Source organism: Kitasatospora sp. NBC_01539 (assembly GCF_045040525.1).
Lineage (GTDB): Bacteria > Actinomycetota > Actinomycetes > Streptomycetales > Streptomycetaceae > Kitasatospora.
The window spans coordinates 4,410,427-4,423,330 of record NZ_CP109390.1; the positions used below are offsets into that span (position 1 = coordinate 4,410,427).

Sequence of the window (12,904 nt, forward strand, 5' to 3'; positions counted from 1 at the left end):
TGTTGTCCACAGGCTGTGGGCGACGGGCGCGGAGGCTGCCGGTTTGACCCCTCGGTGCGCTGCCGCGTACCGTAACCAGGTCGAGTTGTCGATGGCCGCTGCCGCATGCCCGCGGGTCCACCCGCTTCCACAAGGCGCGCAGCACGGGCGCCGTGTGCATTGCCCCAACCCCAGCAGACCTGGTGGTTGAGGTCGGATTTCCCGCCCAGGGAAGATCGCGCGGACGCACGGTGACGGCCAGGCGACGCCCCGTCATCCTACGATTCACCTCAGGAGCCCCCGAGTGAGCAAGCGCACCTTCCAGCCGAACAACCGTCGTCGCGCCAAGACCCACGGCTTCCGGCTGCGGATGCGTACCCGCGCCGGCCGCGCCATCCTGGCCAACCGCCGTGGCAAGGGCCGCACCAACCTGTCCGCCTGATCAGCGCACGGGTTCCGACGTGCTGCCCTCCGAGAATCGGCTGCGGCGGCGCCAGGACTTCTCGACCGCGGTGAAACGCGGTCGCCGGGCCGGCAAGCCCCTGCTGGTCGTCCATCTCGACAGAGAGGGCGGCAGGCCGGGGCAGGCGGACCGGGAGAGCGACTGTGGCCCGCACGCGGCCGAAGGTCTTCCTTCGGTGCGTGCGGGTTTCGTCGTGAGCAAGGCCGTGGGTCCCGCGGTCGTGCGCAATCTCGTGAAGCGTCGGCTTCGTCACTTGGTCCGTGAGCGTCTGCCCAGGCTGCCCGCAGGTAGCCTGATAGTGGTACGCGCGCTGCCCCCTGCGGGGACGGCGTCGTATCTCGATCTCGAACGTGACCTGGATGCGGCGCTGCGGCGACTGCTCCGGGCAGAACCGACCGGCACCGCGCCGACGGGAGCAGGGCGATGAAGTACCTGCTGATGGGGCTGATCAGGCTCTACCAGTGGACGATCAGTCCGCTGCTCGGACCGGTGTGCCGTTACTACCCCTCGTGCTCGCACTACGGGTACGACGCGGTGCACCTGCACGGTGCGGTCAAGGGGAGCGCTCTGACCGCGTGGCGCATCCTGCGCTGCAACCCCTGGTCGCCGGGCGGGGTCGATCACGTGCCACCGCGCAAGCATCCGGTGTGGCACCGCCGGGTGCGCAATCTGCTGAGCCCGAAGAGTGGAACCGCCGGGCCGGAGCCGGTGGCCAATCCTGATGTCCAAGGAGCCTGACCGGTGACCTTCTCCTTCCTGAATCCCCTCTACACAGCGGTGTCCTGGATCATCGTCCAGTTCCACTCGCTGTACAGCCACGTCTTCGATCCGGACGGCGGCTGGGCCTGGGGTCTGTCCATCGTTTCGATGGTGATCGTCATCCGGATCTGCCTGATCCCGCTCTTCGTGAAGCAGATCAAGGCGACCCGCGCGATGCAGGCCATTCAGCCGAAGATGAAGGCCATCCAGGAGCGCTACAAGAACGACCGGCAGCGCCAGTCCGAAGAGATGATGAAGCTCTACAAGGAGGCGGGTACCAACCCCTTCTCGAGCTGTCTCCCGATCCTGGTCCAGGCCCCGTTCTTCACCGCCCTCTACGGTGTGCTGGCCTCGGTGGCCAACGACAAGACGATCGGCGTCATCAACAGCGACCTGCTGAACAGCGCGCAGCAGGCGCACATCTTCGGCGCCCCGCTGTCCGCGACCTTCCTGGGCTCGGACGAGGTCAGCGTCAAGATCGTCGTCGCGATCATGATCGTGCTGATGTCGCTGTCGCAGTTCATCACCCAGCGCCAGCTGATGACCAAGAACATGGACCTGACGGTCAAGACGCCGTTCATGCAGCAGCAGAAGATGCTGATGTACGTCTTCCCGATCATGTTCGCCGTGATGGGCATCAACTTCCCGGTCGGTGTCCTCGTCTACTGGCTGACCACCAACGTGTGGTCGATGGGCCAGCAGCTGATCGTCATCCGCAACAACCCGACGCCCGGCTCGAAGGCCTGGGACGAGCGCCAGACCCGCCTCAAGAAGGCCGGCCGGCTCAACCCCGACGGTTCCGTCAAGAAGGTCGGCCTGCTCGCCACGCTGAGCGGTGGCGGCGGCAAGCCGGCGGCGACCAGCGCGGCCGCGGTCGTCGAGGAGACCGTGCAGGTGCGCCGGCAGCAGCCGCGCAAGCAGTCCAAGGCGCAGCGGCAGCACGCGAGCGGCCAGCCGGTCGTGGGCGAGCCGGGCCAGGACCAGGCCGCCGCGGACGCGCCGCAGACCGACCTGACCAAGCACGACGCGGTGCCGGCAGGCAGTCCCGTGTCCAAGCAGCCGGTCGGCAAGGCCGGAACCCGGCAGCAGCCCAAGCGCGGCGGCCAGCGGCCGAAGAAGAAGCCCTGACCGGTCGGAGTCGGCCCGAACGGCCGCAGATCTTCGTTCCCGGCCCCACCCGGGGGCCCATCCCCGAAGGAGTCCATCAGTGACGGAAGGCACCACCTCCGCCGTCGAGGTCGACGTCGAGCCCGGCGCGGAGTCCGGCGAGGGCCTCGTGGCCCGGCTGGAGCGCGAGGGCGACATTGCCGCCGACTACCTGGAGGGTCTGCTGGACATCGCGGACCTCGACGGTGACATCGACATGGACGTCGAAGGCGACCGGGCGCTGGTCTCGATCGTCGGAGAAGGCAACGACCGGACGCTCCAGCGCCTGGTCGGCCAGGACGGCGAGGTGCTGGAGGCACTGCAGGAGCTGACGCGTCTGGCCGTGCACCGGGAGACCGGTGAGCGCAGTCGGCTGATGCTCGACGTCGCAGGTTTCCGGGCGCGCAAGCGGTCGGAGCTGGCGGCGCTCGGCGCCGAGGCCGCCGAGCAGGTCCGGAGCAGTGGCGAGCAGGTCAAGCTCCGGCCGATGACGCCCTTCGAGCGCAAGGTCGTGCACGACGCCGTGGCCGCTGCGGGTCTGCGCAGCGAGTCGGAGGGCGAGGAGCCCGAGCGGTGCGTGGTCGTGCTGCCGAGCTGACGTCGGTGCTGTACCGAGCGACCCCGTCCGCCCTGTGCGGGCGGGGTCGTCGTTCCTTCCGGGCAGGTGGTGCGGGTCCCGGTTGCGCGCGGGGTGGGGGCTCGCGTGAGGATGGTCCCTGATGTGGGGTGGATACGGTGAGCGGAGAGGCTGACATGGAGACGGACGGCGTGGCGACCGAGGGCGGGCCGTCGGAGGATGTGCCCGGCCGGGACGCTGCCGAGCGGCACGTCCCGGCGGACGGCGCACCCGCCGAGGGTCCGGGCGATGCTCCCGAGGCGGCGCGGGCGATCTTCGGTGAGCGGCTGGCCGTCGCGGAGCGGTACACCGGGTTGCTGGCGACGGCGGGTGTGCAGCGCGGGCTGATCGGGCCGCGTGAGGTGCCGCGGCTGTGGGACCGCCATGTGCTGAACTGCGCCGTGCTGGCCGAGCTGCTGCCGCAGCACGCCTCGCTGTGCGACGTGGGCTCGGGTGCGGGCCTGCCGGGCATCCCGGTGGCGATGGCGCGTCCCGACGTGTCGGTGACCCTGCTGGAGCCCCTGCTGCGGCGTACGACCTTCCTGGAGGAGGTGGTGCGGGAGCTGGGGCTGGACAACGTCACGGTGCTGCGCGGCCGGGCCGAGGAGATGATCGGCAAGGTGGCGGTGGACGTCGTCACGGCACGCGCGGTGGCGCCGCTCGACCGGCTGGCGGGCTGGGGCATGCCGCTGCTGCGGCCGTACGGGCAGATGCTGGCGCTCAAGGGCGACACCGCGGAGCAGGAGCTGGCGGACTCGCGGTCGGCGCTGACGCGGCTCGGTGCGGTCGGTTGGTCGGTGATCTCGGTCGGTGAGGGCACGCTGGAGACGTCGACGAAGGTGGTGCGGGTCGAGGCGGGCGAGAGCCCCGGCGGTGTGAAGGCCGCCACCCGGCGCGCGAAGGCCGCGCGGGCCGGCCGCGGGACGCGCGAGGGCGGCCGGGGCGGTTCGCGCCGGAGGCGTTGACACCTGACGGTGTCGGGGCGGGGAGAGAGAGCGGGTGGCCCGGTGGCCGCCCGCTCTCGGCGTTCCGGCGTTCCGGGCGGGTGTGTGCGGGCCGGGCGGGTGCGCGCGGACTGGGCCGGTCGGGGCAGGTGGGCCCGACACGGAGTGTCGCACCATCAGATTTGCGACAATCCGGGCATGGTGTTTCACGTGAAACGTCGCTCACTGCTCCCCGGAATCCTCGACCGTGCCATGGCGGTGACTGTTGCCGCTCCGGTTTCACGTGAAACACTGACCCCCATGCAGGACTCGGAGACCATCCACCAGATCGACGACACGCCCATCGGGCGCGCCGCTCAGGCGGCGGTACAGGCCATCGGGCGGGCCGGTGAGGGCCTTCCCAGGCCTGCCGCGACCCGGGTGATCGTGGTGGCCAACCAGAAGGGCGGGGTGGGCAAGACCACCACCACCGTCAACCTGGCCGCCGGACTGGCACTGCACGGGCTGCGGGTGCTGGTCGTCGACCTCGACCCCCAGGGCAACGCCTCGACGGCGCTCGGTATCGACCACCACGCCGAGGTGCCGTCGATCTACGACGTCCTGGTCGAGGGCAAGCCGCTCGCCGACGTCGTCCAGCCGGTCGTGGACGTGGAGGGGCTGTTCTGCTGCCCGGCCACCATCGACCTGGCCGGCGCCGAGATCGAGCTCGTCTCGCTGGTGGCACGCGAGAGCCGGCTGCAGCGCGCGATCGCCGCGTACGAGCAGCCGCTCGACTACATCCTGATCGACTGCCCGCCGTCGCTCGGCCTGCTGACCGTCAATGCTCTGGTCGCGGGCGCGGAGGTGCTGATCCCGATCCAGTGCGAGTACTACGCGCTGGAGGGCCTCGGCCAGCTGCTGCGGAACGTCGAGCTGGTGCGGGCGCACCTGAACCCGGCGCTGCACGTCTCGACCATCCTGCTCACGATGTACGACGCCCGTACCCGGCTGGCCGCCCAGGTCGCGGAGGAGGTCCGGACCCACTTCGAACGAGAGGTGCTGCGGACGGCGATCCCGCGCTCGGTCCGGATCTCCGAGGCGCCCAGCTACGGTCAGACGGTCCTCACCTACGACCCCGGCTCGACGGGTGCGCTCTCCTACCTGGAGGCGGCCCGGGAACTCGCCCTGCGGGCCGTCACGGCCGAGCAGCCGGTGGAGACCGGCGCGGGCTACGGTGCGGTCGGGCAGCAGCGGACCGCCGACGCGACGCACGGCGTCGGCGCGGCACAGCACGGCACGATGGAGGGCAACCGGTGAGTGGTGGGCGCAGAGGGCTGGGACGGGGGCTCGGGGCGCTGATCCCCGCGGCCACTCCGGCGACGGGGACGTCGGCGGCACCGCCGACCGCGCCGACGGGAGTGGTGGTGCCTCCGGCGGCCGTGCCCTTGCTTCCGACCGGGCGCGGCACGGTGGCGGCCAAGGCGGCCGCGGACAGCCTGCGGGAACTGGCGGGGGATCCGCACCCGCGGAGCGTCCTGGAAGCGGCCCTGGCCCCCGTGGAGGGGGCCCGCTTCGCCGAGCTCCCGCTGGACTCGATCACGCCGAACCCGCGGCAGCCCCGTGAGGTGTTCGACGAGAGCAAGCTCGCGGAGTTGGTCGCCTCCATCAAGGAGGTCGGCCTGCTCCAGCCCGTGGTGGTGCGCCAGGTCGGTGCGGACCGCTTCGAGCTGATCATGGGCGAGCGCCGCTGGCGCGCGTCCCGCGAGGCGGGCCTGGAGCTGATCCCCGCGATCGTCCGGGCCACCGATGACGACAAGCTTCTGCTGGACGCCCTCCTGGAGAACCTGCACCGGGCCGAGCTGAACCCCCTGGAGGAGGCGGCGGCGTACGACCAGCTGCTGCGTGACTTCTCCTGCACGCACGACGAGCTGGCGGACCGGATCGGCCGCTCGCGGTCGCACGTCTCCAACACGCTCCGCCTGCTGAAGCTGTCGCCGGCCGTGCAGCGGCGGGTGGCCGCGGGTGTGCTGACGGCCGGGCACGCCAGGGCCCTGCTCGGTGTGCCGGATGCGGAACGTCAGGACGGCCTCGCCCACCGGATCATCGCGGAGGGTCTCTCGGTGCGGACCACCGAGGAGATCGTGGCGCTGATGGACCGGGACGAGAAGCCGCAGCGGGCCACCGGGCCCAAGGCGGGGAAGATCCTCTCCCCGGCCTTCAACGATCTCGCCGGGCGGCTGTCCGACCGGTTCGAGACCCGGGTGAAGGTCGAGGTGTCACAGCGCAACGGCAAGCTGGGCAAGGGCAAGGTGGTGCTGGAGTTCGCTTCGGTGGACGACCTGAACCGGATCCTGGACAGCCTGGCGCCGGGCGAGGATGGTCTGAAGCTCTCCTCGGGCTGACCGACACGGCGGGAACGGAACGAGCGGGTGCATGTTTCACGTGAAACGTGCACCCCTCGTGCTTTTCGGAGCAAGCTCGTGGTGTGGGTCCGAGCTGGAGGAGGTGTGGGGGTGTGGGTCGAAGGCTCGCTCCACTGACGCTGGACAACCTGGTCGATCTGCCGGACGGCTGCCGTTCGTGCGTGTTCTGGGAGCTGGACCCGGTGAGTGCCCGGGCCGCGGTGGAGGACGGCAAGGCGGAGCTGGAGAAGGAGGGCTGGATCTCCGCGGTGCTCCTGGAGTGGGGCTCGTGCGGGCGCATCGCCTACGTCGACGACGTTCCCGCCGGGTTCGTGCTCTATGCGCCGCCGGCGTACGTGCCCCGGTCGCTGGCGTTCCCGACGAGTCCGGTCTCGCCGGACGCCGTCCAGCTGATGGTGAGCCGGGTGCAGCCGGGCTACCAGCGGCAGGGTCTGGGACGGGTGCTGGTGCAGACGGTGGTGAAGGACCTGATGCATCGCGGGGTCCGGGCGATCGAGGCCTTCGGTGCGGTCGGCCGGCCCACGCCCAGCTGTGTGCTGCCCGTCGACCACCTGCTGGCGGTCGGCTTCAAGACGGTGCGCCCGCACCACCGGTACCCGCGGCTGCGGCTGGAGTCGCGGACCACGGTCACCTGGCGCAGCGACGTCGAGGGTGCGTTGGAGCGCCTCCTCGGCGGGGCGCGGAAGGAGCCGGTGCTGCGACCGTTCTGACCCGGGTGCCAGCCCGGCGACGGCCCGGGCGACAGCCGCGGATCGGGCACGGCGGGCCGGACCGGGAACGCGTCGAGGGCCCCGGGTTGACCCGGGGCCCTCGACATTTGCCGGACGGCGGACGACCTAGATGAAGTCGGCCAGCTCGCGCAGCAGCGCCGCCTTCGGGCGGGCGCCGGTGATGGTCTTCACCAGCTCGCCGTTCTGGTAGACGTTCAGCGTCGGGATCGAGATGACGTTGTAGGCGGCAGCGGTCTCCTGGTTGTTGTCGACATCGAGCTTCGCGATGGTCAGCTTGTCGCTGTGCTCGGTGGCGATCTCTTCCAGGATCGGGGCGACCTGGCGGCACGGGCCGCACCAGGTGGCCCAGAAGTCGACCAGGACGGGCTTGTCGCTCTTGAGTACCTCGGCGTCGAAGGTCGCGTCGGTCACGGTGATGGTGGCGCCGGCCACGGAGCACTCCTTGGGGTCACGGGAGAGGCGGTGCAGGACGGCGGGAGAGCCGTCCGGCACCTTCGAAGGGTTCAACAACCGCGAGGGCGGTTCTGTTTCCCGGGGTGTGGTCAGACCGCGACGACGGCGGCGGCCTGGGCCTCCAGGTCGGCCAGCGAGGCGAGGTAGCGCTCGGCGTCCAGGGCCGCGGAGCAGCCGGTGCCGGCGGCGGTGATCGCCTGACGGTACGTGTGGTCGACGACGTCTCCGCAGCCGAACACACCGGGGATGTTGGTGCGGGTGCCGGGCGCCTCGACCTTGAGGTAGCCCTCGGCGTCGAGGTCGAGCTGGCCGGTGAAGAGCTCGGTGCGCGGGTCGTGGCCGATGGCGATGAACAGGCCGGTGACGGCCAGCTCGCGGGTCTCGCCGGTGGTGGTGTCGCGCAGGGTGAGGCCGGTCAGCTTGGGGTCGCCGTGGATGCCCTCGACGGCGCTGTCCCAGGCGAAGGTGATCTTGGGGTCGGCGAACGCGCGCTCCTGCATGGCCTTGGAGGCACGCAGCGAGTCGCGGCGGTGGACGACGGTGACGGAGCGGGCGAAGCGCGAGAGGAAGGTGGCTTCCTCCAGCGCGGTGTCGCCGCCGCCGACGACGGCGATGTCCTGGTCGCGGAAGAAGAAGCCGTCGCAGGTGGCGCACCAGGAGACGCCGCGGCCGGAGAGCACGTCCTCGCGGGGGAGGCCGAGCTTGCGGTGCTGGGAGCCGGTGGCCACGATGACGGCGCGGGCGCGGTGCACGGTGCCCTCGGAGTCGGTGACGGTCTTGACGTCGCCGGTGAGGTCGACGGAGACGATGTCGTCCGGGACGAGTTCGGCACCGAAGCGCTCGGCCTGGGCCCGCATGTTGTCCATGAGCTCGGGGCCCATGATGCCGTCGCGGTAGCCGGGGAAGTTCTCGACCTCGGTGGTGTTCATCAGCGCACCGCCCGCGGTGACCGCGCCTTCGAAGACCAGCGGCTTCAGGGAAGCACGCGCGGTGTACAGCGCAGCGGTGTATCCGGCAGGGCCGGACCCGATGATGATCACGTTTCGGACGTCGCTCACTGCATCTCCTGGTTCGCTTCGCGACCCGCGTTGGTGCGGGGAGGGCGGTCCTGCTCCGCCGCCCGGGACAACGACTGCCCAGTCTCCCGCATTCCCGGGGCGGGCAGTACCACGCGCCCGCACTGTGGGAGCGGAGGTTCCGATGGGTGGGCGTTCCGCGGCGCCGTGGTGCGGCGGCGGAGCGGCGCTCCCGAGGGGCCAGGAGTCAGGGGTCAGGAGCCGGGAGTCAGGGGCAGGCGTCAGGGGGCCGGGACGGTGCGGTGGAGGAGGATTCCGGGGGCCGCGCAGTCCGGGGTGATCAGGTAGACGTCGAGCGAGGCGTCCTGTCCGGGGACGGCGTAGACCAGCGCGGTGACGGGCGACGCGTGGTAGCTGCCGGGGGCGGCGGTGACGAGGGCGCCCGGTTCCCGGCCGGTGAGTGCGGCGGCGCAGGGCGGTGCCGCGGTCGCGGACCCGCCGGGCGGGGTGCCTTCGGGTGCCTGCAGGCCGGGGGCGCCGGGTGCGGTGGAGGCGTCGGGTCCGGCCGCGGCGGGGCTGCTCGTGGCGGACCGGACGAGCTGCCCGATCCGGTCCGCGAGCGTGGCCTCGTCGAAGTCGGTGCCGGCCTTGGTGTCGGGCTTCTGGGCTCCCGCGGCCGGTCGGGCGGCGCTGTCCGCGGTGGAGCCGCCGTCGGTGGTGCGGGCGGTGAGCGGGACGAGCAGGGCGCCCAGGCCGAGGGCGACGCCCGCCACGGCGGCCAGGACGGCACGCCTGCGGCCGCGCCCCCGGCGGCCCGGGCCGCCGGGGCCCGGGCGTGCGGCCGGGCCGGAAGCGGGGCCGGAGGCGGATCCCGGGCCGGATGTGGTGGGTACGGCGTGCCGACCGTGGCCGTCGACTGCGGTGCGGCCGGCCTCGGTCGGCTCAGGGGCGGGGGCGGCAGGGGTCCGGGCGGCGGCGAGCGCGGTGTCGATGCGCCGGGCCACGTCGTCCGGCATCGGCGGTGTGTCGACGGCGCCCAGGAGATCCTGCACGTCGGAGAGCGCCGCGAGGGTGTCGGCGCAGGAGGCGCAGGCGGCGAGGTGGGCGCGCAGCGCGGGCTCGGCTGCCGGATCGGTGAGGCCTTCGGCGAGGTCGGCGATCGCGTCGATGTCCGGGTGTGCGGGTTCGGCTGCGGAAGGCGTGTGCGGCGTCATCGCGTGGTCGCATCTCCTTCCCGGGAGGTGCGGCGTCCGGCCGCGCCCGTATCTGGGACGGGGGAGGGGGCGGACGGGTTCCCGTCGACGGACTCGGTTTCACGTGAAACGCGGCCGGGCGTTCCGCTGCCGGTGGTTCGGCTCCCGGTCGCGCCGGTGCCGACGGCGGGGTCGGTCCTGGCCCGGGCGGAACCTCCGCCGGGAGCGGGGCCCCCGGCGGGCGGTGTTTCACGTGAAACGTCCCCGCCGCGCAGGTGGCGGACGAGGGGTAGCAGGCGGGCCCGTCCGCGGGCGCAGCGGCTCTTGACCGTGCCGACCGGAACACCGAGCAGCTCGGCCGTCTCCGCGACCGAGTAGCCCTGCATGTCGACGAGGACGAGGGCGGCGCGCTGCTCGATCGGGAGGGTGTGGAGGGCGTCGCCGATCTCGCGGCGGAGCTCGGCCCGGACGACGAGCAGGTCGGTGGGCTCGGCGTTGCCCAGGGCGGCGTCGAGGTCGCGGGGGTGGTCGTCGAGCGGCGCGGCCCGGCGGGTGGCGGCCCGGCGGGCCCGGTCGAGGCAGGCGTTGACCACGATCCGGTGCAGCCAGGTGGTGACCTGGGAGCGGCCCTCGAAGGTGTGCGCGGCGCGCAGGGCGGACACCAGGGCGTCCTGGAGGGCGTCGGCGGCCTCCTCGTGGTCGCCGAGGGTCCGCAGGGCGACGGCCCAGAGGCGGTCGCGGTGGCGCTGCACGAGGAGGCCGAAGGCGTCGGGGTCGCCGCTCACGTGCCGGGCGAGCAGGTCGGCGTCGGACGGTTCGTCCGCCATGCCTCCCACCTCCTGCCCGTCGTGGCTCAGCCGTTCACCGTGACCTCGGCGACCTGGCCGCGGTAGCTGCCACCATCGTTGGGGATGGCGGTCAGCCAGATCAAGAGGTAGCGGGTGGTGATCGGCTTCGCCGGCTTGAGCCGGAGGTCGGTGCCGCTGCCGGAGGCGGTGGGCCCGCCGAAGACCTGGAACCCGGACTCGCTGACGAGGGGCGCGCTCGTGGTGGCGGCGGGGGCTGCCCTGAGTTCGACGGTGTGGGAGCCGCCGACGAGCTGGACGGAGACCGAGCCGACCGTGCGGGCGGTGCCGAGGTCGAGCAGGATGCCGGTGCCGGGCCGGTAGCCGGAGCCGAAGGGGTCCTGGTAGGTCTGCGTGGTCCAGGTGGTGCCGGGCTTGCCGTCGCTGATGTTGGGGAGCGAGGTCGCGTGCTCGGCCTTCTCGGAGCCGAAGGCGTTGAACGAGGTGGGGGCGTAGGCGAGCGTCACGCCTTCGAGCGGGGCGGAGGAGCCACCCTGGCCGCCGGGGGCTGTCGGCTGGAGGACGGAGGGCAGCGCGGCGGAGTTCGGGCGCGGCTTGTGGAGGTACTCGACGGCCTGCCAGGAGCCGACCACGATCGCGGTGAGGGCGATCAGCGAGGCGGTCGCCCGCAGGGCGGAGCGCAGCAGTCGGCGGCGCCTGCGGGGCGGCCGCGGGGCGGCGGCGGTGGTGTCCGGGTACGCGGTGTGGTGCTGGGCCGGGCGCGGCTCCGACGCCGTCGGCCGGGCGGTGTGGTGGGCGGTCTGCGGCGCGGGTGCGGGCTTGGGCGTGCGGGGGGTGAAGGTGGGCGCGGGCGTCTCCGGCTGACGGATCTTCGGCATCAGCGCGATCGCCTTGGAGAGTTCCTCGGGGCTGTCGATCGCCGGCTTGTGGTGCGGCGGACTGGTGCACAGCGTCCGTGCGGCGAGCTCGGAGAGGCCCTTGTGCACGCCGGCCCGTACCTGGTCGGGCGGCACGCAGCCGAGGTCCTTCGGCATGCCGCGGAGGTCGTAGCGGTCCTCGGGGTAGGGCCAGCGGTGGGTGAGGGCGGCGAAGAGCAGGGCACCGATGGCGCGGGTGTCGGTGAGCTCGGCGTCGTCGGTGGGAAGGCCGCGCAGTGCGGCATCCACGGCGATGCCGTTGATCCGGTACTGGCCGGTGTCGGTCCGCAGGACGCAGCGCGGGGTGAGCCGGAGGTGCGCCTGTCCGCGGCGGTGGGCGGCCGCTACCGCCTCGGTGACCTGACGGACCATCTGGTAGGCGTCGTACGGTTCCATCGGGCCGTCGGCGAGCAGGTGTGCCAGGTCCGACGCGCCGGGCAGCCACTCGCGGATGACGTAGACGAGGTCGCCCTCCTGGACGGCGTCGAGCACCTGGACGAAGCGGGGGTCGCCGAGCAGTGCGGCCGAGCGGGCCGCGGTCAGCACGGCCTTGGCCCGGCGGTGGCCGGCTGCCATCAGGTGGACGCCGACGGCGCGGCGGAGCTTCTCGTCGACGGCCCGCCAGCTGCTGAACGTCTCCGTCTGGGTGATGCACTCCTCCAGCCGGTAGCGGCCGCCGATCTTGTCGCCGCTGTGGCGCAGCGGGACGGGGCGGGAGGCGGGGAGGGTACCGGTGTCGGCGTCCAGGGTCTCGGTGCTGACGGCCGGGCGGGTGGCGGGGTCCGCGTCGCGGTCGGTCTTCGGGGCGGCCGTGCGGGCGGCCGTGCGGGTGGCCGGACGGCGGTCGGCGGAGGCGGTGCGGGAGGGCTTGCGGCCTGCGGCCCGGGCCGCGCCGCCCGCGGCGAGTTCGGCGGCGATCTCGCCGGCCGACAGCTGGGCGGTGGACTCGGACAGGTCCGCCGGGGCGGTGGCGGCGGGCTCGACGGTGGGTGCGACGGTGGGGGCGGCCGCATCCCGGTCGGGCTCGGCCGCGGCGGCGGGGCCTGTGTCCGCGTCCGCGTCGGAGTCGGCGTCAGAGCCGGTCTCGGCGCCGGCTTCGGCCTCGGGGCCGGACTCTGGCCTGCGGGCCGTCACAGCGTCCTCCACGGCGGCTGCAGCGGCCTTCTCGGTCGGGGTGGGCCTCCGGGTGGGTGCCGGGCTCCCCACGGCCTCAGGGGCGCCCTCGGCGCCCTCGGCGGAGGCGGGGTCGCGGGTGGCGGCCGCGGTGGAGTCCCCGGCCTCGTCCCGGTCGGCGTCGACGGCGTCGGGGCCGGTGGCAGAGTCGTCGTCAGCGGCGTCCGAGGCCGCGTCAGGAAGGTCGCCGGACCGCGCCCCGCCGTCCGCCGCGTGCGTCGCCGCGAAGTCCTCGACTGCCATGGCCAGCGCCGTCTCGTCCGCCACGGACGCGTCGACGACCGACTTGGTGCCATCAGCCACCGT

At 72.8% G+C, this 12,904-nt stretch carries 14 protein-coding genes; 9 read left to right on the forward strand and 5 right to left on the reverse strand.

Going from position 1 to position 12,904, the window contains the following annotated elements:
• Positions 1–283 precede the first annotated feature (283 nt).
• The 9 genes from rpmH (at position 284) to OG335_RS19045 (ending at position 7,019) form a co-directional block, all read left to right on the forward strand.
• The gene (rpmH, locus tag OG335_RS19005; RefSeq protein WP_078850492.1) at positions 284–421 is read left to right on the forward strand and encodes a 50S ribosomal protein L34; all 138 of its coding nucleotides are present in this window, start codon (positions 284–286) and stop codon (positions 419–421) included.
• 19 nt (positions 422–440) lie between these two features.
• On the forward strand, positions 441–869 hold the full coding sequence (gene rnpA, locus OG335_RS19010) for a ribonuclease P protein component (RefSeq protein WP_405012314.1): 429 nt from the start codon (positions 441–443) through the stop codon (positions 867–869).
• Positions 866–1,180 carry a membrane protein insertion efficiency factor YidD gene (gene yidD / locus OG335_RS19015; RefSeq protein WP_405012315.1) on the forward strand — a complete coding sequence of 105 codons (315 nt, stop codon included), beginning with the start codon at positions 866–868 and terminating at the stop codon, positions 1,178–1,180. Before rnpA ends, yidD begins: the two co-directional genes overlap by 4 nt.
• Before the next feature lie 3 nt (positions 1,181–1,183).
• Positions 1,184–2,329: a membrane protein insertase YidC gene (yidC, locus tag OG335_RS19020; RefSeq protein WP_405012316.1), complete on the forward strand. Its 1,146-nt coding sequence runs from the start codon at positions 1,184–1,186 to the stop codon at positions 2,327–2,329.
• Positions 2,330–2,408: 79 nt separating this feature from the next.
• Complete coding sequence (locus tag OG335_RS19025; protein ID WP_405012317.1) at positions 2,409–2,945, forward strand: protein jag; 537 nt, start codon at positions 2,409–2,411, stop codon at positions 2,943–2,945.
• A 155-nt stretch (positions 2,946–3,100) separates the two neighbouring features.
• A complete protein-coding gene (gene rsmG, locus OG335_RS19030) occupies positions 3,101–3,928 on the forward strand; it encodes a 16S rRNA (guanine(527)-N(7))-methyltransferase RsmG (RefSeq protein ID WP_405012318.1) in 828 nt (275 codons plus the stop codon).
• Positions 3,929–4,234: 306 nt separating this feature from the next.
• The gene (locus tag OG335_RS19035) at positions 4,235–5,203 is read left to right on the forward strand and encodes a ParA family protein (RefSeq protein ID WP_405015448.1); all 969 of its coding nucleotides are present in this window, start codon (positions 4,235–4,237) and stop codon (positions 5,201–5,203) included.
• On the forward strand, positions 5,200–6,288 hold the full coding sequence (locus OG335_RS19040) for a ParB/RepB/Spo0J family partition protein (RefSeq protein ID WP_405012319.1): 1,089 nt from the start codon (positions 5,200–5,202) through the stop codon (positions 6,286–6,288). Before OG335_RS19035 ends, OG335_RS19040 begins: the two co-directional genes overlap by 4 nt.
• Positions 6,289–6,401: 113 nt before the next feature.
• A complete protein-coding gene (locus OG335_RS19045) occupies positions 6,402–7,019 on the forward strand; it encodes a GNAT family N-acetyltransferase (RefSeq protein WP_405012320.1) in 618 nt (205 codons plus the stop codon).
• A gap of 126 nt (positions 7,020–7,145) precedes the next feature.
• On the opposite strand, the gene trxA is transcribed toward OG335_RS19045, so the two are convergent.
• From trxA to OG335_RS19070, 5 genes are all read right to left on the reverse strand, one after another.
• A complete protein-coding gene (gene trxA, locus OG335_RS19050) occupies positions 7,146–7,472 on the reverse strand; it encodes a thioredoxin (RefSeq protein ID WP_405015449.1) in 327 nt (108 codons plus the stop codon).
• Positions 7,473–7,582: 110 nt separating this feature from the next.
• Positions 7,583–8,551, reverse strand: coding sequence for a thioredoxin-disulfide reductase (gene trxB / locus OG335_RS19055; RefSeq protein WP_405012321.1), 969 nt, complete (start codon positions 8,549–8,551; stop codon positions 7,583–7,585).
• A gap of 239 nt (positions 8,552–8,790) precedes the next feature.
• Positions 8,791–9,723: a hypothetical protein gene (locus tag OG335_RS19060; protein ID WP_405012322.1), complete on the reverse strand. Its 933-nt coding sequence runs from the start codon at positions 9,721–9,723 to the stop codon at positions 8,791–8,793.
• Complete coding sequence (gene sigM / locus OG335_RS19065) at positions 9,720–10,529, reverse strand: RNA polymerase sigma factor SigM (protein WP_405012323.1); 810 nt, start codon at positions 10,527–10,529, stop codon at positions 9,720–9,722. The genes OG335_RS19060 and sigM overlap by 4 nt, the downstream gene beginning before the upstream one ends.
• Before the next feature lie 26 nt (positions 10,530–10,555).
• A complete protein-coding gene (locus tag OG335_RS19070) occupies positions 10,556–12,901 on the reverse strand; it encodes a hypothetical protein (RefSeq protein ID WP_405012324.1) in 2,346 nt (781 codons plus the stop codon).
• Between the last annotated feature and the right edge of the window lie 3 nt (positions 12,902–12,904).